This window comes from Streptomyces lincolnensis, assembly GCF_021173675.1.
Lineage (GTDB): Bacteria > Actinomycetota > Actinomycetes > Streptomycetales > Streptomycetaceae > Streptomyces > Streptomyces lincolnensis_B.
Genome location: NZ_JAIHON010000013.1, coordinates 265383 through 288433, shown reverse-complemented (window position 1 = coordinate 288433; position 23051 = coordinate 265383). Strand labels below are relative to the sequence as shown.

At 71.7% G+C, this 23051-nt stretch carries 18 protein-coding genes and 1 tRNA gene; 9 read left to right on the top strand and 10 right to left on the bottom strand.

Features of this window, described 5'->3' with window-relative positions:
- The first annotated feature begins 249 nt into the window (after nucleotides 1–249).
- The 4 genes from K4B79_RS35320 to upp are packed head-to-tail and all read left to right on the top strand — an operon-like array spanning nucleotide 250 to nucleotide 7984.
- A complete protein-coding gene (locus tag K4B79_RS35320; protein WP_232031464.1) occupies nucleotides 250–4389 on the top strand; it encodes an amino acid adenylation domain-containing protein in 4140 nt (1379 codons plus the stop codon).
- A 36-nt stretch (nucleotides 4390–4425) separates the two neighbouring features.
- Nucleotides 4426–5370 carry a pseudouridine-5'-phosphate glycosidase gene (locus tag K4B79_RS35315; protein ID WP_374208543.1) on the top strand — a complete coding sequence of 315 codons (945 nt, stop codon included), beginning with the start codon at nucleotides 4426–4428 and terminating at the stop codon, nucleotides 5368–5370.
- Nucleotides 5371–5417: 47 nt separating this feature from the next.
- Complete coding sequence (locus tag K4B79_RS35310) at nucleotides 5418–7304, top strand: HAD-IA family hydrolase (RefSeq protein WP_232031461.1); 1887 nt, start codon at nucleotides 5418–5420, stop codon at nucleotides 7302–7304.
- 2 nt (nucleotides 7305–7306) lie between these two features.
- On the top strand, nucleotides 7307–7984 hold the full coding sequence (gene upp / locus K4B79_RS35305; RefSeq protein WP_232031460.1) for a uracil phosphoribosyltransferase: 678 nt from the start codon (nucleotides 7307–7309) through the stop codon (nucleotides 7982–7984).
- Here the strand turns inward: upp and K4B79_RS35300 are convergent.
- The 3 genes from K4B79_RS35300 to K4B79_RS35290 form a co-directional block, all read right to left on the bottom strand.
- Nucleotides 7963–9342 (bottom strand): MFS transporter, encoded by a 1380-nt coding sequence (locus tag K4B79_RS35300; RefSeq protein ID WP_232031459.1) that lies wholly within the window; start codon nucleotides 9340–9342, stop codon nucleotides 7963–7965. The genes upp and K4B79_RS35300 overlap by 22 nt on opposite strands.
- Nucleotides 9343–9425: 83 nt before the next feature.
- Nucleotides 9426–9499: transfer RNA gene (locus K4B79_RS35295), tRNA-Pro, on the bottom strand.
- A 59-nt stretch (nucleotides 9500–9558) separates the two neighbouring features.
- The gene (locus K4B79_RS35290; RefSeq protein WP_232031458.1) at nucleotides 9559–11013 is read right to left on the bottom strand and encodes an MFS transporter; all 1455 of its coding nucleotides are present in this window, start codon (nucleotides 11011–11013) and stop codon (nucleotides 9559–9561) included.
- Nucleotides 11014–11317: 304 nt separating this feature from the next.
- On the opposite strand from K4B79_RS35290, the gene K4B79_RS35285 reads away from it, so the two are divergent.
- On the top strand, nucleotides 11318–11890 hold the full coding sequence (locus K4B79_RS35285) for a TetR/AcrR family transcriptional regulator (RefSeq protein ID WP_232031457.1): 573 nt from the start codon (nucleotides 11318–11320) through the stop codon (nucleotides 11888–11890).
- 116 nt (nucleotides 11891–12006) lie between these two features.
- The gene (locus K4B79_RS35280) at nucleotides 12007–13827 is read left to right on the top strand and encodes a hypothetical protein (protein ID WP_232031456.1); all 1821 of its coding nucleotides are present in this window, start codon (nucleotides 12007–12009) and stop codon (nucleotides 13825–13827) included.
- Between the two features lie 99 nt (nucleotides 13828–13926).
- Here K4B79_RS35280 and K4B79_RS35275 read toward each other — a convergent pair whose 3' ends face one another.
- Genes K4B79_RS35275 through K4B79_RS35255 form a run of 5 tightly spaced genes read right to left on the bottom strand, consistent with a single transcriptional unit; the run spans nucleotide 13927 to nucleotide 18126 of the window.
- Nucleotides 13927–14877 carry a VOC family protein gene (locus K4B79_RS35275; protein ID WP_232031455.1) on the bottom strand — a complete coding sequence of 317 codons (951 nt, stop codon included), beginning with the start codon at nucleotides 14875–14877 and terminating at the stop codon, nucleotides 13927–13929.
- Nucleotides 14874–15932: a 4-oxalomesaconate tautomerase gene (locus K4B79_RS35270; protein WP_232031538.1), complete on the bottom strand. Its 1059-nt coding sequence runs from the start codon at nucleotides 15930–15932 to the stop codon at nucleotides 14874–14876. The genes K4B79_RS35275 and K4B79_RS35270 overlap by 4 nt, the downstream gene beginning before the upstream one ends.
- A gap of 23 nt (nucleotides 15933–15955) precedes the next feature.
- A complete protein-coding gene (locus K4B79_RS35265; RefSeq protein ID WP_232031453.1) occupies nucleotides 15956–16678 on the bottom strand; it encodes a 4-carboxy-4-hydroxy-2-oxoadipate aldolase/oxaloacetate decarboxylase in 723 nt (240 codons plus the stop codon).
- On the bottom strand, nucleotides 16675–17424 hold the full coding sequence (locus K4B79_RS35260) for a PIG-L deacetylase family protein (protein ID WP_232031452.1): 750 nt from the start codon (nucleotides 17422–17424) through the stop codon (nucleotides 16675–16677). The genes K4B79_RS35265 and K4B79_RS35260 overlap by 4 nt, the downstream gene beginning before the upstream one ends.
- A gap of 51 nt (nucleotides 17425–17475) precedes the next feature.
- Entirely contained in the window at nucleotides 17476–18126 is a 651-nt protein-coding gene (locus K4B79_RS35255) for a GntR family transcriptional regulator (RefSeq protein ID WP_232031450.1), read from the bottom strand.
- Between the two features lie 211 nt (nucleotides 18127–18337).
- Between K4B79_RS35255 and K4B79_RS35250 the strand changes: the two genes are divergently transcribed.
- The 3 genes from K4B79_RS35250 (at nucleotide 18338) to K4B79_RS35240 (ending at nucleotide 21285) form a co-directional block, all read left to right on the top strand.
- On the top strand, nucleotides 18338–18496 hold the full coding sequence (locus tag K4B79_RS35250; protein ID WP_232031448.1) for a hypothetical protein: 159 nt from the start codon (nucleotides 18338–18340) through the stop codon (nucleotides 18494–18496).
- Entirely contained in the window at nucleotides 18493–19692 is a 1200-nt protein-coding gene (locus K4B79_RS35245) for a sensor histidine kinase (RefSeq protein WP_232031446.1), read from the top strand. Before K4B79_RS35250 ends, K4B79_RS35245 begins: the two co-directional genes overlap by 4 nt.
- Nucleotides 19693–19803: 111 nt before the next feature.
- Nucleotides 19804–21285 (top strand): MFS transporter, encoded by a 1482-nt coding sequence (locus tag K4B79_RS35240; protein ID WP_232031444.1) that lies wholly within the window; start codon nucleotides 19804–19806, stop codon nucleotides 21283–21285.
- 102 nt (nucleotides 21286–21387) lie between these two features.
- Here K4B79_RS35240 and K4B79_RS35235 read toward each other — a convergent pair whose 3' ends face one another.
- Nucleotides 21388–21900 (bottom strand): hypothetical protein, encoded by a 513-nt coding sequence (locus K4B79_RS35235; RefSeq protein ID WP_232031442.1) that lies wholly within the window; start codon nucleotides 21898–21900, stop codon nucleotides 21388–21390.
- Between the two features lie 124 nt (nucleotides 21901–22024).
- A complete protein-coding gene (locus K4B79_RS35230) occupies nucleotides 22025–23032 on the bottom strand; it encodes a LacI family DNA-binding transcriptional regulator (protein ID WP_232031440.1) in 1008 nt (335 codons plus the stop codon).
- Nucleotides 23033–23051 lie beyond the last annotated feature (19 nt).

Below are 23051 nucleotides of genomic sequence, written 5' to 3'. Positions count from 1 at the left end.
ATATTCACACAGTCGGTTCCCACCTCACGTGCCGTGCGCACACCCCGAGCGCGGGAAGTGCGCCCGTGGGCATTCGTTCGCCATGAGAACCCGCTTGACACGCAATCAGTGGGCCGCCGCACCCTCCACTCTTCACAAGTTCACGAAGCCGCACGGTATGCACCGCGTAGGCCCCGTTCACGGCTGTCGAGCGGGCGGGGGCCGTGTTGGACTGACCGTCCGTTGCGGCTCAGCAATACAGGGGGACATATGAATGCGAACGAAAAACTCCCCAAGCGCCCTTCCGGCGTCTGCCTCCCCGATCTGCTGCTGGAGCAGAGGCGCCGCACTCCCGATCGGGTGGCCGTTGTCCACGGTGAACACCGCCTCAGTTATTCCGAACTGGCGGACAGCGCCCGCGACGTGGGTGCTTTCCTGGTGGACGCGGGAGTGACGCGCGACAGCCGGGTGGGTGTGCTCATGGAGCCGTCCATCGACCTGATGGTCGGCATCTGGGGCACCCTCTTCTCGGGAGGCGCCTATCTTCCGCTGTCCCCGGAATACCCGGAGGAGCGCCTCGCGTACATGATGCGGGACGCGGACGTGACCGTCGTCCTCACTCAGGAGCATCTTCGCTGCGATCTCCGGGATGTGGCCGATCCGGGCGTGAGGGTTTTCACGATGGGCGAGACCCGGAAGGCGACAGCGCATACCGGGCGGCGATTATCCCCACCGCGACCCGATGATCTGGCCTACGTCATCCACACCTCCGGCAGCACCGGAAAACCGAAAGGCGTGATGATCGAGCATCGTGCTCTGGTGAACCAGTTGGAATGGCTGCGTGACGCCTGCGCGGTGAACGACGACAAGAGGATTCTCCAGAAGACCCCGATAAGTTTTGACGCCGCGCAGTGGGAAATTCTCGCGCCCGCCTGTGGAGCGGCGGTCGTCATGGGCGAACCGGGGATGTACCGGGACCCGGAAGCGCTCATCGACACCATCGTCCGGTACGACGTCACGACGCTCCAGTGCGTGCCCACTCTGCTCCAGGCACTGATCGACACCGAGGAGCTGTCCTCCTGCCGTTCGCTGCGGCAGGTCTTCAGCGGTGGCGAGGCGCTCTCCCGCCGGCTGGCCCGGCAGTGCCTCGACGCCCTGCCGGACTGCCGGTTCGTCAATCTCTACGGGCCCACCGAGTGCACCATCAACGCCTCGGCCTACGTCGTCGACCGGACGGCCGTCGAGGACGGACCCCCCACCCTGCCGATCGGCACGCCCGTCCACGGCACCACCTTCCACGTCCTGGACGCCCGAGGACGGCCGGCCCCGGCCGGGGAGGTCGGCGAACTCCACATCGGCGGGGTGCAGGTGGCCCGCGGCTACCTCAACCGCCCGGACCTCACCGCCGAGCGCTTCATGGAGGACCCCTTCGCCGCCGAGCCCGGCGCGCGCCTGTACCGCACCGGCGACCTGGCGCACCGGAACCCGGACGGGACCGTTCAGTTCGTCGGACGCGCCGACAACCAGGTGAAGCTGCGGGGCTACCGCGTGGAGCTGGACGAGATCAGCCGGACCGTCGAGTCCCACGACTGGGTCAGGAACTCCGCCGTCCTGCTGCGCGACGACAGCGCCACCGGTTTCCAGAACCTGGTCGCCTTCGTGGAGCTGAACCCCAGGGAAGCGGCCCTGATGGACCAGGGCAATCACAGCGCCCACCACCGGTCCAAGGGCAGCAGGCTCCAGGTCAGGGCCCAACTGTCCAACAACGGCTGCCGCGACGAGGCGGACCTGGCCGGCCGACCGGTGATCGAACTGCCCGGAGCGAAAGCCACACCCCGACAGCGCGCTCTCGCCTTCGCCCGCAAGACGTACCGGTTCTACGAGGGCGGCGAGGTCCGCCGGGACGACCTCCTGCGGCTCCTCTCACGCACCCGCCCGACCGTCCGGGACGACGTCCCACCCCGTACGCCCGACAGCCTGGACCTCGACGAACTGGGCTCCGTCCTGCGGAACTTCGGGCAGTACCTCAGCGACGAACGGCTGCTGCCGAAGTTCGCCTACGCCTCCCCCGGCTCCCTGTACGCGACGCAGCTGTACCTCGAACTCACCGGTCTGGCCGGGGTGTTCCCGGGTCTGTACTACTACCACCCCGTGCGCCACCACCTGGTGCGCATCGGCACGGCCGCCCCGCGACCCGGGCCGCCGCGCCCCGGCCCCACCGTACGCGTCCACTTCCTCGGCAAGCACCGAGCGATCGAGCCGGTGTACCGCGACAACATCCGGGAGGTTCTGGAGATCGAGGCCGGGCACATGGTCGGCCTGTTCGAGGAGGTCCTGCCGGAACACGGCCTCGACATCACGGCCACCGCCTTCCGCCCCGCAGTCCAGGAGCACCTCGACTGCGCGCCGGAGGACCACTTCCTCGGCTCTTTCGACTGGGTGCCGTACGGCACCGCCGCGCCCGCGGACCCGCTCGACGTCTACGTCCAGTCCCATCCCGGGAAGATCGCGGACCTGGCCGCCGGGCTGTACCGGTACGCCGACGGCCGCCTGGAGCGGGTCGGCGACTCGCTCGTGCGGAAGAAGCACGTGGTCGCCATCAACCAGCGGGTGTACGAGCGCGCCGCCTTCGGCATCGCGGTGGTGTCCCGTGGCGATGCCGGACGCCATGTCGGCCTCGGCCGCGCGCTGCAGCGCCTGCAGACCAACGACCTGGGCATCGGCCTCATGGCGTCGGGCTACAGCTCCCGGTCCGGCAACGACCTGCCCGCGGCCCGGCGTCTGGAGCAGCTCCTCGTCTCCTGCGGGCTGCCCACGGGACCGTCGTACTTCTTCGTCGGCGGGCGGGTCAGCGACGAGCAGGTGCGCAGCGAGGGGATGAAGGAGGACACGGTCCACATGCAGGGCCCGGCGGAACTGATCAAGGAGGATCTGGCCGGGTTGCTGCCGCACTACATGGTGCCCCACCGCGTCGTGGTCCTGGACCGGCTGCCGCTGACCGCCAACGGCAAGATCGACACCAAGGCGCTGGAATCCTCCCAGGAGGCCGAACTCTCCCTTTCCAGGCGGGTTTTCGTCGCCCCGCGCTCCCGCACCGAGCGCCGGGTGCGGGACGTGTGGCGGACGGTCCTCAAGCGTGACCAGGTCTCGGTCCGCGACGACTTCTTCGGCAGCGGCGGCAACTCCCTGCTCGCCGTGGCGCTCATCCACCGGCTGAACAGGACCTTCGGCAGCGCGCTGCCGTTCCAGACGCTGTTCGAGGCGCCGACGGTGGAGAAGCTCGCCCGCAGGCTGGACGCCGAGTCCCCCGCGCCCGTCTCCCGGCTGGTGCCGTTGCAGCCCGAGGGCACCGGCACCCCCCTGCACTGCTGGCCGGGCCTGGGCGGCTACCCCATGAACCTGCGTCCGCTGGCCGCCGCCCTGGGCACCGACCGACCTGTCTACGGCGTCCAGGCACACGGCATCAACCAGGGCGAGATCCCCTACGGCACGGTGCGCGAGATGGCGTCGGCGGACATCGAGGCCATCAGGGAGGTCCAGCCGTCGGGGCCGTATCTCCTGTGCGGGTACTCCTTCGGCGCCCGGGTCGCCTTCGAGGCGGCGTACCGGCTGGAGCAGGCCGGCGAACGCGTGGAGCAGCTGTTCCTCGTCGCCCCCGGGCAGCCGCGGCTGCGGCCCGAGGACGCGGCCGCGGCCGCGGCCGGCGGCACCGCTGACTTCGCCGACCGGGCCTTCCTCGCCCTGCTCTTCTCCGTCTTCGCCGGCACGCTGAACGGACCGGTGCTGGACGAATGTCTGCGGACCGTCGACGACGAGGACGGATTCACCGCCTTCGTCACCGCCCGGTTCCCTCGCCTGGACGAGAAGCTGGTCCGGGCCGTCACCGCGATCGTCAAGCGGACCTACTCCCTGACGTACGAGTTCCACGAGCTGACGGGGCGTCGGCTGAACGCTCCGGTGACGCTCCTCAAGGCCGCCGACGACGACTACTCCTTCGTGGAGAGCCGGGGCGGCTACTCGGCCGGGCCGCCCGCGGTCCACCGGCTCGGCGCCGGTCACTACGCCGTGCTGCGCGAACCGCACGTCGCCGAGCCGGCCGCTCTGATCCGCGACCGGCTGGCGGCCCCGTCCCGCACCACCGGCTCCGCCGCCCCCGTCCCCCGTGTGCCGTTCCAGGAGGTCACCGTGCCCCACGTCAACATCAAGCACTTCCCGGCGCCCCTCACCCAGGACCAGGAGAGCGAGCTCATCGCCGCGGTGACCACCGCGGTGCGCAACGCCTTCGGCTGCGCGGAGGACGTGGTGTCCATCGCCCTCGAACCCGTCGAGCGGAAGGCGTGGAACGAGCGCGTGTACGTCCCGGAGATCGTCGAGCGGAAGGACCTGCTGCGCAAGGCCCCCACCTACTGAGCCGTCCCGGAAGGACCGACCGACATGACCACGTACATGCCGGGCGCGCACCGCCGCGTACCGCTGGTGTACACCGACGAGGTGGCCACCGCGCTCGCCGCGGGCGACCCCGTGGTGGCCCTGGAGTCCAACGTCATCACCCACGGCCTGCCCTATCCCGACAACGCGGCCACCGCCCGCAAGGTCGAACAGGCCGTCCGCGCGGGCGGCGCGGTGCCGGCCACCCTCGGCGTCGACGGCGGCGGGATCCTGGTCGGCATGGCCGACGCGGACATCGAGCGCTTCGCCGCCACCGCCGGCATCCCCAAGGTGAGCAGCCGGGATCTGCCGGTCGTCCTCGCCGCCGGGACGCCGGGCGCCACCACGGTCGCCTCCTCCCTGGTGGCGGCGGAGCTGGCCGGGATCCCGTTCTTCGCCTCGGCCGGCATCGGGGGCGTCCACCGCGGGGCCGAGACCAGCATGGACATCTCCTCCGACCTGATCCAGTTCACCCGTTCGAAGGTGGCGGTGGTCTGCGCGGGCGCCAAGAAGATCCTCGACCTGGGCCTGACCCTGGAGTTCCTGGAGACCCACTGCGTCCCGGTCATCTCCTACGGCTTCGACGACTTCCCCGCGTTCTACTGCCGCTCCAGCGGCCTGCGCGCCCCGCACCGGCTGGACGACGAGACGCTGATCGCCCGCGCGGTGGAGACCCACTGGGCGCTGGGCAACGGCGGTGCCGTCCTCGTCACCAGCCCCACCACCGAGGAGGACGCCATCGACGGCGACGAGATCGAGGCGGCCATCGCCGAGGCTCTGCGGAGCGCCGAGCGGGGCGGGGTGCGCGGCGGCGCGGTGACGAAAAACGTCATGCGGGCCGTGGACCGGGCCACCGAGGGCCGGTCGGCCGCGGCCAACGCGGCGGTCCTCGTCCACACCGCCGAGGCCGGCGGCCGGCTCGCCGCGGCCCACAGCGAGTACCGCCGCCAGGAGAACCGATGACCGGCCGTCACATGGCACGTGCCGACAGCCGTAGGCAGGAGACGAACATGACGCGTGTGGCGATCTTCGACCTCGACGGGACCCTCATGGACTCCCCGAAGGCGATCGTGCGGACCTTCGCGGCCGCCTTCGAGGCTATGGGCGTCGAGCCACGGGACCCGGCGGAGGTGCGGGCCACCATCGGGCTTCCGCTGGAGCGGGCGTTCGCGGATCTGCTGGGCGTGGGCCGGCACGACCCCCGGGTCGCCGAGGGCGTGGCCCGCTACCAGGAGGCGTTCCGCACCGCGGTCCTGCCCCGGGCCGCCGAACTGGTCTTCCCCGGTGTCGCGGAAGGACTCGCCGAGCTGCGCCGCCAGGGCATCACACTGGCGGTGGCCACCAGCAAGGTCCACGCGAGCGCCGACGCCCTGCTCGGCGCGGCCGGCCTCAGGGACTGCTTCACGGTCCTCGTCGGCGCCGACGACGTCACCCACCCCAAGCCGCATCCCGAGTCGGGGCTGACCATCCTGACCCGGTGCGCCACCGGGCCGGAGCGGGCGGTGATGGTCGGCGACACCCACCACGACCTGCTCATGGCCCGGGCCGCCGGGATCCGCTCGGTGGCGGTCACCTACGGGGTCCACACGCGCTCGGCGCTCGCCGCGGCCGCCCCGTCCCGCATCGCCGACAGCTTCGAGGAGGTCGTGGCACACCTGGTGAAGGAACTGCCGAGGGACGGCCGGGTCCGCACGACCTCCACCGAGGTGGTCGACCGGCTGCTCGCCGACAGCAGTCGGCACATCGAGTTCAACGGTCACCTCACCGACCACATCAAACACGCCGTGGTGGCCCTGGCCGGCCTCGGCGTGGACCCACGGCGGATCGAGGAGTACCACGACGCCTATGTGAGCCTCACGTCGTACGGCTTCCGCGTGGAGCCGGCCCGGCCCGCGCGGCGCACGATCGACGACGACACCTGGCTCGACCTGCTGGGCAGGCGCACCGACTTCACCGCGTACTGCGACTTCTTCGACCGCCGCGAGCGGGAACTGGGGCTGCCGGAGGTGCTCCGCCGCTGTCTGCCCCACCTGCTGCCCGGCTGGGTCGGCGCGCTGACGCACCCCACCATCCACCTCGGCTGGGCGCTGGACGCGGGCAGCCGCCGGATGACGATCGAGGGGCTCGCCTACCTCGCCTTCGGCCATGTCTCCTGTCACCCCGAGCGCACCTTCCCCGCCACCGACCACGACGAGAAGAGCCCGCTGGAATCCCTGATGCGCATCGCCACCTTCTGGGAGGACAACCGGCAGGAACTCTCCGACTGGGTGGAGGACCTGGTCGGTGACACCTCTCCCGAGGCGATGACCGGCATCAACCCCGAGATCCTGCGCTCGGGGATCCAGTACCGCATCGCCCGGATGCACCGCGTCGGCCACCCGCTGATCCACGAGACCCCCTCCTGGGTCACCGGCCAGGATCCCACCATCAGCTGGAACGAACTCACCCGCCTGATCACCCTGCTCTACCTCGCGGAACCCGGCGACTTCCTGCTGGTGCACCTGATCACCTCGGTGCACGCCATGCGCCACATCGCCGACGCTCTCCCCGCCGACCGGCGCCACGAGGCGGTCCGCTGCCACTGGACGGGCCTCGTCGGTGTGCTGTTCTCCCGCGGCCACTTCTCCCGGCCGCGCAAGCTCGCGGCGCTGGCCTCCCTCTTCGACACCGCCCTGGACGACCTGGACGACCCGCGCTGGGCCCGGGAGTGGGACTGGCTGATCGCGCGGGCGGTCGAGGAGGACGAGGAACACAACCCCAAGCTGGTGTACGTCATGCACGAGATGTGGTGCCTGACCGGCGGACTGTCCCTCTACCGGGTCGCGGCGGGCCAGTTCACCACCAGGCCGGCCCTCCCCGCCACCTTCGAAGAGCCGCCCAACGACGAGGAGGCCTGATCATGACCACCATCGCGCCGTCCGCCGAGAAGTACCTCGGCACGAACGTCCATCTGCTGCCCCAGACCGACCAGTTGCGCGCCCTTCACACCCTCGTCCGCGACCGGAACGCCCGCCGCGAGGACTTCGTGCTCCACTCCGGCCGCATCATCCGCCTGCTGATCGAGGCGGGACTGAACCTGCTGCCCTTCGAGCCGTACGACATCCGGACCCCGGTCGGCGGCACCTACCCCGGTCTGCGCCTCGCGGCCGAACTGTGCGGTGTGCCGGTGATGAGGGCCGGGGAGAGCATGGAGACGGAACTGCGCGCGGTGTGCCCCGGCATGCCGATCGGGAAGATCCTCATCCAGCGGGATCCGGTCACCAAGCTGCCCCGGCTGTACTACGCCAAGCTGCCCGCCGACATCGCCGAGCGGCATGTTCTCCTCCTCGACCCGATGCTGGCCACGGGAGGAACCGCCGTGGCCTCCGTCGAGCTGCTGCTGGAGCACGGGGTGAGCGAGGAGCACATCGTCTTCGTCAACTTCATCGCCGCGCCCGAGGGGGTCACCGCCGTGTGCGAGCGGTTCCCCCGCGTACGGATCGTGACGTCGTCCATCGAGCGGCGGCTGAACGAGAACGCCTACATGGTGCCCGGCATCGGCGACTTCGGGGACCGCTACTTCGGCACGGACGCATAGCGTGCTCGGGTGAGCAGGAGCAGAGCCGCCGGCACGGCCGCCGTGGCGATGACCGCGGTGGCGTAGAAGGTGCGGACGAAGTCCGGGGCGGTCGGGTGCTCGCCGTGGAGGAGGACCAGCAGAGCCAGGCCGATGGAGCCACCGATGTACTGGGCCGTGTTCACCAGGGCACTCCCCATCGCGTTGCTCGTCGGCGGGAGATCGCGAGTCCCGGTGATGAACATGCCGGTGAAGGCCATCCCCTGGCCCAGACCGCTGAGCAGCAGCCCCGGGAGAATGCCCGGCGCGTACCCGCCGTCGGCGCCGACGGCCAGGGCGAGCACCACGAGTCCGGTCGCGCCGGTGAGGAAGGCCGTGGACAGCAGCACCCTCAGGGACAGGCGTCCCGCCACCCGGCCGGCCACCGTGTTCCCCACGGTGACGGCCGCGGCCAGCGGGAGAAAGGCCATGCCGGCGGCGAGCGCGCTGTAGTCCCGCGCTTCCTGGAGGTAGAGGGTGACGAGGTAGAACTCGGCTCCGAAGCTCGCCATGTGCAACGCCGCCACCAGACAGGCCACTTGGAGGGTCCGCACCCGCAGCAGGGCGCGGGGCACCAGCGGTCTGCGCCCGTTCTGGCACCGCATGAGCAGCCCTCCCGCCAGGACGGCCACCGCCAGTGTGGCGGCGACGACGGGGAGGGAGGGGCGGGCCCGGGAGAGTTCGGTGAAGGCCACGACGAGGGCGACGACCGCCGTGCACGCGGAGATGGTGGCCATGGCGGCCACGGGGGCCCGGGCCCCGGACGTGGTGGAGCGGACCGCGTTCCCGGCGGCGAGCAGGCACAGCGCCACGATGGGGAGGTTGATCCAGAAGATCCACTGCCAGGAGGCCACCGCGAGGATGCCTCCGCCGACGGTGACACCGAGGGCGAGCCCGACCGCGCCGGTGGTGCCCCACACACTCACGGCCCGGTCGCGCTCCGGCCCGGCCGGGTAGGCGGAGCTGAGCAGGCCCAGCGTCGCGGGCACCAGCAGGGCCGCCGCCACCCCCTGCACGACCCGTGCGGCGATCAGCAACGTGGCAGAGGACGCGAGTGCGGCACCGATCGAGGCGGCGGCGAAGAGCAGCTGAGCGACGAGGTACACCCGGCCGGCCCCGAAGACGTCCGCCAACTGCCCGCCCAGCAGCAGGAATCCGGCGAAGAAGATCGCGTACGCGCTCACGATCCACTGCAGCGCCACCGAGGAGAAGTGGAGGCTGGTCCCGATGTCGGGCAGCGCGACATAGATGATCGAGAAGTCCAGCGCCACCAGCAACTGCGCCCCGGCCAGGGCCGTCAGCAAACGGGCACCCGGCACGGGAGCAGGAGGAACGGGCACGGTCTGTGAGCCTCCCCCGGAAATGGCCGAGGGGCCGCCTCAGATCTCCTCTGAAACGGCCCCTGACCGGCGACTTCGCAAAGTCGGGACGACAGGATTTGAACCTGCGACCCCTTGACCCCCAGTCAAGTGCGCTACCAAGCTGCGCCACGTCCCGGTGCGCTCCCACGGTGGCCCGTGTGAGCGCGCGGATCAACCCTACCGCATGCGCGTGTGTCAGCCGCGCGCGCCGGGCGCCACGGCCTGCTGCCGCGCACCGGGCGCCTCACTCGTCGCACGAGCGGTGCCGTTGTGGCCGCCGCCGGTGCGCCGGACCGGGACGAGCAGCGCGGCCAGGGCCGCGGCGAGGCACAGGACGGCGAGCAGGGCGAAGCCGTGGGTGTAGCCGGAGGCGTACGGCAGGCCCGAGGGCTGGAGCCGGCCGGTGACCAGGACGCTGGTGACGGCGGCGCCGATGGAGCCGCCGATGGTGCGGATGTTGGCGTTCATCCCGGTGGCGGCGCCGGTCTGGTCGGCGGGGACGCTGCCCACGATCAGGTTGGCCATGGAGGAGAAGGCCAGTCCGATACCGAGGCCGAACAGGCCCGCGACGAGGGCGATCTGCCACTGCTCGGCGTGCCAGAGCGCGAGGAAGCCGCAGGCCAGCGCGCCGAGCGCGGCCCCGGCGGTCAGGAGGGTCTTGGCCCCGAGGACCGGCTCCAGACGGCCGGTGAGCACGCCGGAGAGGAACATCGCGACCAGCATCGGCAGCATGAGCAGCCCGGCGGCGGTGACGCTCGCGCCGAAGCCGTACCCGGCCGACGAGGGCGTCTGGACGAAGCCCGGCAGGAAGGACCAGATCGCGTACATGCCGGCACCGAACAGGAACGCGGCGGTGTTGGTGGTCCAGACGGCGGGCAGTCGCATGACCCGCAGGTCGATCAGCGGGGTGCGGGAGCGCGCCTCGGCGTACAGCCACAGCGCGAACAGCACCACGGCCACGGCGAACAGTCCGAGCACCCGCGCGGAGCCCCATCCCCACACGCTGGCCTGGCTCAGGGGCAGCAGCAGCGCGACCAGCCAGGCCGACAGCAGGGCGGCACCGAGCCAATTGACCTGCCCCTGCGCCCGGTTGGGCGACTCGGGCACATAGCGTACGGCGATCAGGGTGACGGCCACGACGACGGCGACCGGGATCCAGAACAGCCAGCGGAAGTCGAGCGCGGTGACGATGGGCCCGGCGGCGACCATGCCGACGCCACCACCGGCCGCGATCACCGCGGAGAGGTTGCTGATGCTGCCGCTCACCTCGGACGCGGCGAACTCGTCCCGGATGATGCCGAAGGAGAGCGGGAGCAGAGCGCCGCCCACGCCCTGGACGACCCGGGCGAGGATCAGGACGCCGATGGAGGGCGCCAGCGCGGCGAGCAGACAGCCCACCGCGACCGTGACGAGGACGACGACCAGGGTGCGCTTCTTGCCGATCAGGTCGCCGACGCGGCCGAGGATCGGGGTGAAGATCGAGGCGGACAGCAGATAGGCCGTCATCACCCAGGTCGCGGTGGACTGCGAGGTGTGCAGCGCGTGCTGGACGGTCGGCAGGGCCGGCGCGATCAGCGACTGGAGCATGGCGAACACGCCGGCACCGGTCGCGAGGACCGCGAAGGTGAGGCGGGTGGACTTGCGGGGCATGAAAGGCCTCTCCGAACACAGAGAACACAAAGAACGCAGGGAAAGCAGAGAACGCTGGGAGAACAGGGAAGACGGGGAACCCGGGCAGGGCGGGGGCGACGGCCGTGGTGAGCGGTCGCGGAGGGGATGGCGGGGCGGGCGGTGCCCGTGGGGCAGGGCCCGTGCAGATGAAGGCACCGTCGCCGATGCGCGCGGCCGCACGCGTCGACGGCGAACGCACCTCGCACTGGTAAAGTGGAGGTACGCCTCCACTCTAGCGGAGGCATACCTCCGTTTCAACCGAGTCCGCCCTCGGGAGGCAGTCGTGACCGACCGGTCGTTCCCCGTCACCGAGATCGTCGCGTCCCGGCGACCCCACCGGAAGGACGCGGCCCGCAACTACGACGCCCTGCTCGCCGCCGCTCGCGAGGCGTTCGCCGAGCACGGAGCGGAAGCCTCCCTGGAGGACATCGCGCGCCGCGCGGGTGTCGGCATCGGCACGCTGTACCGGAACTTCCCGTCCCGGCGCGAACTCTTCGAGAGCGTGTACGCGGACGAGGTGAACGCCCTGGTGCAGGTGGCCCAGGAGGTCGCCGACCAGGAGCCCTGGGACGCGCTGGTCTCCTGGCTCGACCGGTTCGCGGGCTACATGGTCACCAAGCGTGCCGTCCGCGAAGCCCTCAACGACGAGTCGGAGATCTTCGCGGCCTGTCGGGAGTCGATGTACGCGGCCGGAGGCCCGCTCTTCGAGCGGGCCCAGTCGGCGGGCCGGGCCCGCACGGACATGACCTTCGTCGAGCTGCTGCGGATGGTCGCGGGGATCACCGCGACGACCTTCGACGACGACGCCCAGCGGGACCGGGTCCTGGGCATCGCGATGGACGGGGTTCGCGCCTAGGGCCACCGGTCACGCACGCGGCGGAGCCGCCCATCGATACACCGGAACCAGGCGTTCGACCGTCCCGTCCCGGGCAGACCCCTCGAAGTTCGTCGGACTGCCCGAGGGGGGACCTGATGAGCACCGACCGAGTGGTCGCGGCCATCGACTTCGGCACGTACGGCACCGGTTACGCGTGGGCCGTGCTCGATCCGCGGATCCGGCACAAGGCGGACCGCGCCATCCAGGACAGGGAGGACTGGCCCGACGCCGACGGGGTGCCCTCCCCCAAGACACTCACCGCGCTGCTCCTGCGCGACGAGGAGGTCCTGGCGTGGGGGCACACGGCGGCGCGGCTCCGTGCCGGGCTGGAGAGGCGCTGGCACAGCGAGGACGTCAGGGCGGTGGAGGCCGGTCTGCCCCTCGCGAGCGAGCGGGAGCGGGCTCGTCACCGGTACTACTACGGGATGAAGATGTCGCTCCGCGGGCGGGACGACCCCGCGCGCGACGGCGGCGGCCGGGGCCGCGGTCTGGCGGACGACCTGGGCGATCCGACGGCGTTGATCTCGCTGTATCTCGCCGAGGTGGTCCGGGCCGCACTGGCCGACATCACGCGTGACGGGCGGTACGCCGCCTCCGACGTCCGCTGGTGTCTGACCGTCCCGGCGTTCTGGAGCGAGGCGTCGATGGACCGTATGCGCAGGGCGGCCGTGGTGGCCGGGCTGCCCGACGACCCCGCCCGGCTGCTGCTCGTCCCGGAGCCGGACGCGGCGGCGCTCTACTGCGACGTCGTCGGCACGACCACCGGCGAGGACGACGACGGCCCGCGTCCGGGGCTGTTGCGGCCCGGGATGCGGTTCCTCGTCCTGGACTGCGGGGGCGGCACGGCCGACCTGGTGAGCTACCGGATCGGCTCCGACGGCTCCGTCGAGCAGCTGTGCCGGCCGAGCGGGGGCCCGTTCGGCGCGGAGTACACCACCCAGGGACACGATGGCTTCCTGCGCAAGGCGCTCGCCCTGCGGTTCGGCGGTGCGGTGGACTTCGAGGGACTGCATCTGACCCATGCCGACCAGTTCGCCGAGCTGGCCGCCGCGTGGGAGCGCGAGCGCGACGCGTTCACCGTCGACCGGCGGCGTCCGATCACCGTGCCGTTCCCCGCCCGGCTGTACGCGTCGCTGAGCGAGGGCGCGTTGAGCTGGATGGCCGAGATGCGGCAGAACGACGTGGACGACACGATCGTCCTGCCGGCCGACGAGGTGCGGGCCATCCTGGACTCGGTCGTCGACCCCGTCCTGGCACTGGTCGACGAGCAACTCGCGCGCTGGGACCGGCCGCCCGACCCGGCGGGAGCGGGCGACACCGCCTTCCTGGTCGGAGGCTTCGCCCGGTCGCCGTATCTGCGGCGCCGCCTGGAGGACCGTCTCCAGGGCCGCATACCGCTCAGGACGGCGCCGCGCCCCGAGCGTGCGGTGCTGTTCGGTGCCGTGCACTACTGCTACGAGCCGACGCTGCTGCGGGCGCGTCGGGCGCGCTACACCTACGGCTGTGAGTGCGACCTGCCGGTCATGGACGGCGACGACCCGGAGCTCGTCTTCAAGGACGACGAGGGCGTTCCCAAGTCGCGCAAGCGGTTCCTGCGCTTCGTCGCGGCCGACGAGAAGGTCCCCGTCGGCCGGGAGGTCTGTCAGCGCCTGTGTCCGACGACGGCGGAGCAGACCGCCATCACGTTCACCTTCTACTCGACCGAGGAACAGGACGGCCGTTATGTCACCGACCCGGGGATGACGCTGGTCGGCACGATGGAGGTCGGCCTCGAAGGAGCCATGCACCTGCCGCGGGCGGAGCGTGGCGTGGACGTCTACATGAAGTTCGGCGAGGCCGACATCCAGGTGCGCGCCGTCAACGTCACCACCGGCGCGGCCGAGCGGACGACGCTCGGCTTCGACAGCGTCCGCTGACGCCGAACGCCGCCCCCGGGCCGTGTGTCCGAGGGCGGCGGGTCCGAGGGCGGCGGGTCCGAGGGCGGCGGGTCAATGGACCACTGCTCCCACGCCTGCTCAGGCGACCGGCGGCGTCCCGTGCGTGTGGAACGACTCGATCGTCTTCAGGCCCCAGGCCTGGCCCTTCCGCCGCTCCTCCTCGGTCCAGGTGATCAGCGGCCAGTCCGGCGCCAGCACCAGCCGGGTGAGCGGGTTGCACAGCTCGATGCGGTTGCCGCCCGGCTCGTAGACGTACAGGAAGAAGGTCTGCTGGATGGCGTGCTTGTGCGGTCCCGTCTCGATGAACACCCCGGTGTCGATGGCGAGATCGGCCGCGCGCAGGATGTCCTCGCGGGTGTCGGTCGCGAAGGCGATGTGGTGCAGCCGCCCCGCGCTGCCGGTCCAGTCCGAGGTGTAGACGACGTCGTACGACTTGTTCGTGTACGTCAGCCAGCGCGCCGCGATCCGCCCGCTGTCCAGCCGGATCTGCTCGGTCGGGCGGGCGCCCAGCACGTTCTGCTGGAACTCGGCGTTGGCGAGCACGTCGGCGGCGAGGAAGTTGATGTGGTCCAACCGCCGTACGCCCACACCCCGGTTGGGCTTGGCCTGGGGCTGGTTCTTCAGCGCGGGCCTGAGCTCCTCGGGGGCCCGGTAGTGCTCGCTCTCCCAGTACAGGGCGTGCTCGTGGCCGTCCGGGTCGGTGGTGACGTACAGCTTGCCGAGGCCGGGCTCGTCCTCGACCCACGTGCCGGTGCCGCCGGCCTCCTCGATCGCTTTGATACGGCGGTGCAGGGCCTCCTCGCTGGAGGTGCGCAGGGCGAGCCGGCCGAGGCCGGGCTGTGCGCGGGCGGTGAGGACCAGGCTGTGGTGCTCGTAGTCGTCGAAGGTGCGCAGGCGGACGGTGTCGCCGTCCTGGCCGTTGACCGTGAGGCCGAGGTAGTCGGTGAAGAAGGCGACGCTGGCGTCCAGGTCCGGGGTGAACAGCTGGGCGTGGCCGATGTGGGCGATGTCGCCGAGCGGCGGAGTCATCGGTGACCTCCTCGGGGTCGGGCGACGGCCCTGGGGAAGACGGTGCCGTCGAAGATCTTGCGGGCGGTGCGGACCACGGCGGTACGGCGGGCCGCGGGCAGGCCGTCGGGGCCGGTGGTCAGGCTGCTGTCGATGTCCAGGAATCCGGTGGGATGTTCGATGCGCACGCGGTCACCGCCCGTGCCGAGCACCGCGAGGTCCGCGCCCACGGCGCCCTCGATCCGCAGCCCGGCGGCCACACCGGCCGCGCCCAGCACCCCGATGGAGGTGTGGCAGCGCACGGGGATGAAGGTGCGGGTGGTGATCGCTCCGCCGGCGCGGGGCGGGGCGAGGAGCGTGAGCTTGGGGACGGTGGTGTCGGAGACGTCACCGAGGCCCATCAGGCGGCCCGCCGCCAGTCGGATCGCGCGCAGCCGTTCCGTGAGAGCGGTGTCCGCCTCCAGGTCCTCCGGAGGCTCGTAGCCGGTGACCTTGAGGGCGGTGGCCTCCAGGAGGACGGTCGGCATGCCGTTGTCGACGCAGGTCACCTGGACGCCGTCGATCTCGTCGCGGACGCGGCCGGTGGGGAGCAACGGCCCGGCGCCGGGCGGGAACTCGATCACGACCGGCGCGGCCGTGCCCGGCACTCCCGCGATCTCCGCGTCACCGGCGTAGGCGACCCGGCCGCCGGGGGTCGGGAAGGTCGCGGTCGCCCGGTCACCGGAGTTGACCATGCGGATCCGGACGGAGGTCTCCTCCTCCCCCGCCGGGACCAGTCCGCGTTCGACGGCGAACGAGCCGACGCCGGCAAGGATGTTCCCGCAGTTCTGACGGTCGCTCACCTCGGGCCGGTCGACGGCGACTTGGAGGAAGAGGTAGTCGACGTCGGCCTCCGGGTCGGCGGACGGGGAGATCACGGCCACCTTGCTGGTGAGCGGGTGGGCGCCGCCCAGGCCGTCGATCTGCCGCTCGTCCGGGCTGCCCATGATCCGCAGCAACAGGTCGTCGCGCGCGGCGGGTTCGGCGGGGAGGTCGGCGGCGAGGAAGTAGGCGCCCTTGGAGGTCCCGCCCCGCATCAGCAGACAGGGCACCCCGTCGGTCACGACCGCGTCCCCTCGGACGCCGCGTGCGCCGCGTGTTCCTCGTACGTCCGGTACTCGACGCCGAGATCCTTGAGCTTCTCGCGCAACCCGTAGCGGTCCAGGCCGAGTTGGCCGTCGAGGAAGGCGGCGCGGCTGGCGGCCTCCTTCGCCTCGCGCGCCTCGGACCTGCGCACCGTCTCGCGGACACGTTCGCGCGGGACGACCACGACACCGTCGTCGTCGGCGAGGATCGCGTCACCGGGGCGGATCACCTGCCCGTCGATGGCGATCGGCACGTTGACCGACCCTCCGGTGGCCTTGACCGTGCCCTGCGAGGAGACGGCCCGGGACCAGGCGGCGAAGCCCATCTCCCGCAGCTCCTGGGTGTCCCGGACACCGGTGTTGAGCACGACACCCCGCACCCCGCGCCGCTGCAGCGCGGTCGCGAACAGCTCGCCGAACAGTCCGTCGGTGCACGGCGAGGTGGTGGTGACGACCAGCATGTCGCCCTCGCCGCACTGCTCGACGGCGGCGTGGATCATGAGGTTGTCGCCGGGCCAGCTGAGCACGGTGACGGCGGTGCCGGCGATCCGTACGCCCTGCTGGACGGGACGGATCTCCGGGCCCAGCAGACCGGTGCGGCCCATGGCCTCGCTCACCGTGGCGACGCCGAAGCCGGCCAGCGCGTCGACGTCCTTCAGCTCGGCCCGGGGCGGGTTGGTGACGACGACGCCGCTCATGCCAGCTCCTTCGCGATCTGCGGGTAGGGGCGCATGTACGCCTCGGCCATGGTCTTGTGCGCCAGTCCCAGGTTCGGGCCCGCGTTGCGCCTGAGCTGGACGCCACGGCGGACGGCGAGGTCGGTGTAGTAGTCCCACAGGTGCCGCTGGGCGGCCAGGCACTCCATGGCCTTGCGCTTGGTCTCCCAGACCTCGCTGATGTCGAGGAGCACCTCGGGCCGGAAGCCGCTCATCTCCGGCTGGTGCGGCTCGAAGTAGAAGACCGGCGGGGCGCCGATGATCTCCCCCTCCCCCGGATACCCGATGGCCTGGGCGAGCACCCGGGCCTCCAGGGCCATGCGGTGGGCGGCCGGGTGGTCGCCGTTGTAGGGGTCCTCGGCGGGATGGGTGAGCACGACGTCGGGCTGGGTGGCGCGGTACACCTCGACGAGGGTGTCCGTGAGTTCGGGCGTGACGAGCAGCGGGTAGTCACCGGCGTCGAAGAAGCGGACCTCCGCGCCCAGGGTGTCGGCGGCGCGTTCCGCCTCGTCCCGGCGGAGCGCCTTGATCTCGTCCAGCTTCTTCCCCTCGCGCCAGGCCTTGGCGGACTCCCCGCGCTCGCCGAAGGTCAGACAGGCGATGGTGACCTTCTCCCCGCGCGAGGCGGCCAGGGCGATGGCACCGCCCGCGCGCCACACGAAGTCCCCGGCGTGCGCGGTGATGACGAGTGTCGAACGGGGGCAGGCGGGCGCGTTGGCCTGGGTCATGCTGAATCGATCTCCTTGGTAACGGGTGGGCGCCCGCCCCAACGGGTGTGATCAGTCGCTCAACGCCTCGATCACGCTGGTGAGGTGGGCGCGGACGGCCGACTCGGCCGCCTGCGGGTCCCTGGCCGTGATCGCCTCGATCATCGCCAGGTGCTCGTTCAGGGACTGCTGCGGACGCCCCGGCCTCAGCGCCAACTGGAAGCGGTGGCGCACCAGTTGGGCGTTGAGCCGTTCCAGCAGTTCCCGTGCCGTCTGCTGGCCGGAGAACTCCCGGATCCTGGTGTGCAGTTCGTGGTTGAGGTCGGAGTAGGTCAGCGGCTCGCCGTCGGCCACGGCCTTGGTCATGGCCGTGCCCAGGTCGGTGAGTTCGGCCAGTTGCCCGTCGCTGGCGGCGACGGCGGCCTTCGCCGCGCACAGGCCTTCGAGGACCATGCGGCACTCGGTGATGGCGACCGCCTCCTGGACGGTCACCACCCGCACCCGTGAGCCACGGTTGCGGATCCGCTCGACGAGGCCCTGGGCCTCCAGATCGATGAGTGCCGCGCGGATGCTGGCCCGCGTCACACCGAACTGCTCGGCGAGTTCGTTCTCCACCAGCCGCTGCGCCGGTGCCATGTCGCCGTGCAGGATCGCCTGCCTCAGCTGCGCGAGCGCGTGCTGTTTGGCCTGCTCCCCGGTGCCCGGACGGGCTTCTTTCGGCATCGCTGCTCTCCCCTGAGTGAGTGCCTGTCGAACCTAAATCTATCCAGACAAGATTGTCAACAATTTTGTCCGACATTCAGTGACGCCTTCGACAGGTGTTCACGCAGGCATACCAATATTGCTTGACTTAAGTAACTGACATATGCTTGCCTAAGTCAAGCAACTCCGCACTCGGCCCATCCGACCCCGTAGGCGAGCCCTCGTGCCCGCCATGAAGTCCGTCCCGACCGGTGGCCACGAACCCGCGGGCGAGTTCGGCGGCATGCCGTTCAGCGAGCTCACCCCGGAACTCGCCGAGCACACGGACCCGTTCGCCCGGCTGACCAGTCACCGGGTGCCGTGCTCCGGACGGAGACCTCCCGCACCATGACCGAAGACCAGCGGCCCCGCGCCGCCGACGCGGCACTCGCCGCCGCCCTGTTCGCCTGCTCGCCGCCGGGCAGCCTGATCACTCTTCCCGGCGACGATCCACCGACCGCCCGGTGGCCCGGTGTCCTGCTCACCGGCGTCGCGTGCGCCGCCCTGCTGTGGCACCGCGGTCGTCCGCGCGGCACCGCGGCCGTGACGATCGCCTGTGCGGTCGCCGTGTCGACCCTCGGTTACGTCCTGACGGCCCTGCTGCTGGGGCCGCTCATGGTCGCTCTGTACTGGCTGGCCGTCCGCACCGACCGGCGGACCGCTAACACCTTCGCCTTCTCCACCATCGCCCTGCTGGTCGGGACCGGCCTGATCACCGGGCCCGACGACGAACCCCTGGTGCTCAAGGTGCTCGGTCCCACCGCCTGGCTGCTGCTGCCCACGGCACTGGGCACCGTGGTCCGGCTGCGCGGCGACCACCTGGAGGCGGTGCGGGCGCGCGCCGAGCACGCCGAACGCACCCGGGAGGAGGAGGCGCGGCGCCGGGTCACCGAGGAGCGGATGCGGATCGCCCGGGATCTGCACGACGTCGTCGCCCACCATCTCCTCCTGGCCAACCTCCAGGCCGGCGCCGTGGCCCGGATGCTGCCCGCACGGCCGGAGGAGGCGGGCAGGATCGTCGCGGACCTGTCCGGCACGACCTCCTCGGCGCTGCGCGAACCCAAGTCCACCGTGGGCCTGTTGCGCCGCCACACGGACAACACGGCGGCTCCGCCGGGCGGGGAGGCGGCGCCCGGCTCCGACCGGCCGCCGACGCCCACGCCCGGCCTGGCCGAACTCCCCGAGCTCGCCGCCTCCTTCCGGCACACCGGACTCACGGTCACCCTCACCGTCGAGGGCGATCCGAGGCCGGTCGCCGCGGGCGTCGCGCTCACGGCGTACCGGATCACGCAGGAGGCACTGACCAACGTGACCAAGCACGCGGGGAGCCGCTCGGCCGGGGTGCGGCTCGTCCACACCCACGACGGGCTGGTCCTCACGATCACCGACGACGCTCCCCCGCGCCCGGCCGGTCCGTCCGCCCCGAGTGGCGGCTACGGCCTCATCGGGATGCGCGAGCGGGCCCGCTCGGTCGGCGGCCGCATCCGCATGGGCCACCGGCCCGAGGGCGGATTCGAGGTCGTCGCGGAGCTGCCGGTGCGGCCGTGACGCGCACCACAGACTTTTCATTTGCTTAAGTCAATCAATTGACATTAGCTTGAGTAAGTCAAGTAACCCCTGAGGGTCGAGAAAGACCCCTTCCTTGACGGAGGCTCCCCCATGTCCGACACCCTTGCCCGACCCGCCGAAGCGGGGGCACCCAACCCGCCCAGGCCGAACGCCGTGGTGGCGGTGCTGGCCCTGGCCGGAATCGTCGTCTCGCTGATGCAGACCCTGATCATCCCGATCGTGCCCGAACTGCCGCGGCTCCTGGACGCCTCGGCGTCCAACACCGCCTGGGCGGTCACCGCCACCCTGCTCGCGGCCGCCGTCGCCACCCCGGTGGTGGGCCGGCTCGGGGACATGTTCGGCAAGCGCCGGATGCTGCTGATCAGCATCGCGCTGCTGGTGTCCGGCTCGGTGGTCGCCGCGCTGTCCGACTCCCTCGTCCCGATGATCATCGGGCGGACGCTCCAGGGGCTCGCGGCCGCGGTCGTCCCGCTCGGCATCAGCATCATGCGGGACGCCCTGCCCGCCGACCGGCTGACCGGGTCCACCGCCCTGATGAGCGCCTCGCTCGGCGTCGGCGGTGCCGTGGGGCTGCCCGCCGCCGCGTTCATCGCCGACCGGTGGGACTGGCACCTCCTCTTCTGGGTCTCCGCCGCCCTGGGTGTCGTCGCCCTCGTGCTGGTCCTGCTGATCGTGCCGGAGTCGAGGGTGCGCACCGGAGGCCGCTTCGACGGGTTCGGCGCGCTGGGTCTTTCGGCCGGTCTGGTCGCCCTGCTGCTGGCCGTGTCCAAGGGCGGCGACTGGGGCTGGACCAGTGGCACCACCCTGGGCCTGGGCGCCGCCGCCGTGGTGATCCTGCTCGGCTGGGGCTGGTGGGAGCTGCGCAGCCCGCAGCCGCTGGTCGACCTGCGCACCACCGCGAAGCCGCAGGTGCTGTTCACCAACCTCGCCTCGATCGCGCTCGGCTTCTCGATGTTCGCGATGTCCCTGGTCCTGCCGCAGCTGCTCCAGCTGCCCGAGCAGACCGGCTACGGCCTGGGCAGGTCGATGCTGACCGTCGGTCTGGTGCTGGCGCCGCAGGGTCTGGTGATGATGGTGATGTCCGCCGTCTCCGCGCGGGTCACCAAGGCCAAGGGCCCCAGGGTCACGCTGATGATCGGTGCGCTGATCGTCGCCGCCGGATACGGACTCAACATCGTCCTGATGTCCGAGGTCTGGCACCTCATCCTGGTCTCCTGCGTCATCGGCGCCGGTATCGGCTTCACCTACGGCGCGCTGCCCGCCCTGATCATGGGCGCCGTGGACCCCTCCCAGACGGGCGCCGCCAACAGCCTCAACACCCTGATGCGGTCCCTGGGCACCTCGTTCGCCAGTGCCCTCGCGGGCGTCATCCTGGCCCAGATGACCACGGACTTCGGCGGCCACGCCCTGCCCTCCGAGAACGGGTTCAAGGTCGTGATGGCCATCGGCGCCGGCGCCGCCCTGCTGGCCTTCGCCGTCGCCACCCTCATCCCCCGGCGCCGCTCCGCCACCGCCGCACCGGCCACGGACGGGCCGACGGAGCCCTCGGAGGTCACCGCGGCCAAGGCCTGACGGGCCCCGGCTCACACAACGGGACGGCCGCCCCGCGATCGAGGGGCGGCCGTCCCGCGTCCGTGCACGGCCGTCCCGCGTCCGTGCACGATCCCGGCCGGGTCACTTGATGACGGCGTTCGCCACGACGACCACCACACCGAGGAGCGCGTCCACCACACCGATCAGCAGGGCGGCCGCCCAGGAGCGGTGGACCTGGCGCGCCGTGACCAGGCCCAGGGTGAACAGCAGGACGATGTTGAGCGTGAACGCCGGGTACTCCACCCCGTTCGCCGGCCACCAGCCCCAGCCCGCGCCGGCCAGGACGACGACCGTGGGCAGCACGGCCGCGACGAGGGGCCACTCGTCGACGAGGGTGCGCAGGGCGTCCCCGCGCCGGTGCGGGCCGCGCTCGGCGATGTAGTGGGCGTAGCCGTGTGCCAGGGCGGAGGCGAGGGCTGTCACCAGCAGCCAGGCGGCGTCGTAGCGGCGGCTGTCCTGGGAGGTGTGGCCGTACTGGGTGAGCGCGGCGACCATGGAGCACGCGAGGACCGCGCCGTAGACGCCGCCGAACAGGACGGCCTCACGCGTGTCGTGCCGGTGCCGCTCGGGGACGGCGACGGAGGTGCCCACCATGCCCTCCACGATCACCCGGGCCGGGGCGGGCCGCCAGTCGCAACCGATCACCCGGGCGCGGGCGCGCCGCCGGTCACAGGCATCGCCGCCCTCGCCCCACCGTTCCGGGGGAAGGCGTACCCGATCAGTCCGTGCGGGGCGGCGGGGCCGTGGTGCCGCGCATCTCCAGGGTGGGGGCGGCCAGGTGGAGCCGCCCCTCTCCCCCGGCGCCCTCGAAGCGGTCGAGGAGGCAGCGGGCGGCGCGGCGGCCGACCTCGTGGCCGGCGTTGTCGACGGTGGTGAGCCACAGGTGGCGCAGCCGGGAGATGCTCGTGTTGTCGTAGCCGGTGACAGAGAGGTCGTGCGGGACGCGCAGACCCAGTTCCTCGGCGGCCGAGAGCGCGCCGACGGCCGTGATGTCGTTGACCGCGACGACGGCGGTGGGCCGGTCGGGGCGGCTCAGCAGCCGGACGGCCGCGCGGAAGCCGCCCTCCTCGGTCAGGTCGCCGGCCTCGACCGGCATCCGGTCGCCGAGACCGTGGGCCCGCATGACCGCCTCGAAGCTGCGGCGGCGCAGCGCGCCGACGGCGCCGTAGCCCGCGAGGTGCGCGACGCGGCGGTGGCCGAGGCCGATGAGGTGCTCGGTGACCAGCGCGGCGCCCCGCTCGTCGTCGCCCGCGACGACGTCCACACCGGGCGGCACGGCCTCGCGGGCGCCGGCGACCACCACCGGGATGCGGGCGGCGACCGCGCCGAGCGCGGCCGGGTCGGGCAGGGTGCCGACCACGACCAGGCCGTCGACCTGGACGTCCAGGAAGGGCCGGGCCAGGTCCTGGCCGGTGCGGCGGTTCAGGCGGGCGTCGCCCAGCAGCATGTGCAGACCGTGGTCGTGCAGCAGGGAGTTCAGTCCGTCCAGCAGGTCGACGAACCAGGGGTTGCGCAGGTCGTTCAGGAGCACGCCGACCGTCCGGGTGCGCTGTTCGCTGAGGCTGCGGGCGGCGGCGTTCGGCCGGTAGCCGAGCTCCCGTACGGCCCGCAGCACGGCCTCCCGCTTCTCCGCCCGGACCTGCTCGGAGCCGCGCAGGACCAGCGAGACGAGCGACTTGGAGACGCCGGCCCGCTCGGCCACGTCCCGGATCGTCGGCTGTCTCATGGGATGGACCGTTCCATGA

Coding starts and splice junctions, on each gene's coding strand:
- K4B79_RS35265 (WP_232031453.1), bottom strand. CDS start 16,678: ATGAGCGGCGTCGTCGTCACCAACCCGCCCCGGGCCGAGCTGAAGGAC.
- K4B79_RS35280 (WP_232031456.1), top strand. CDS start 12,007: ATGAGCACCGACCGAGTGGTCGCGGCCATCGACTTCGGCACGTACGGC.
- K4B79_RS35290 (WP_232031458.1), bottom strand. CDS start 11,013: ATGCCCCGCAAGTCCACCCGCCTCACCTTCGCGGTCCTCGCGACCGGT.
- K4B79_RS35320 (WP_232031464.1), top strand. CDS start 250: ATGAATGCGAACGAAAAACTCCCCAAGCGCCCTTCCGGCGTCTGCCTC.
- K4B79_RS35275 (WP_232031455.1), bottom strand. CDS start 14,877: ATGACTCCGCCGCTCGGCGACATCGCCCACATCGGCCACGCCCAGCTG.
- K4B79_RS35235 (WP_232031442.1), bottom strand. CDS start 21,900: ATGGTGGGCACCTCCGTCGCCGTCCCCGAGCGGCACCGGCACGACACG.
- K4B79_RS35270 (WP_232031538.1), bottom strand. CDS start 15,932: ATGCGGGGCGGGACCTCCAAGGGCGCCTACTTCCTCGCCGCCGACCTC.
- upp (WP_232031460.1), top strand. CDS start 7,307: ATGACCACCATCGCGCCGTCCGCCGAGAAGTACCTCGGCACGAACGTC.
- K4B79_RS35255 (WP_232031450.1), bottom strand. CDS start 18,126: ATGCCGAAAGAAGCCCGTCCGGGCACCGGGGAGCAGGCCAAACAGCAC.
- K4B79_RS35240 (WP_232031444.1), top strand. CDS start 19,804: ATGTCCGACACCCTTGCCCGACCCGCCGAAGCGGGGGCACCCAACCCG.
- K4B79_RS35260 (WP_232031452.1), bottom strand. CDS start 17,424: ATGACCCAGGCCAACGCGCCCGCCTGCCCCCGTTCGACACTCGTCATC.
- K4B79_RS35230 (WP_232031440.1), bottom strand. CDS start 23,032: ATGAGACAGCCGACGATCCGGGACGTGGCCGAGCGGGCCGGCGTCTCC.
- K4B79_RS35310 (WP_232031461.1), top strand. CDS start 5,418: ATGACGCGTGTGGCGATCTTCGACCTCGACGGGACCCTCATGGACTCC.
- K4B79_RS35245 (WP_232031446.1), top strand. CDS start 18,493: ATGACCGAAGACCAGCGGCCCCGCGCCGCCGACGCGGCACTCGCCGCC.
- K4B79_RS35250 (WP_232031448.1), top strand. CDS start 18,338: ATGAAGTCCGTCCCGACCGGTGGCCACGAACCCGCGGGCGAGTTCGGC.
- K4B79_RS35315 (WP_374208543.1), top strand. CDS start 4,426: ATGCCGGGCGCGCACCGCCGCGTACCGCTGGTGTACACCGACGAGGTG.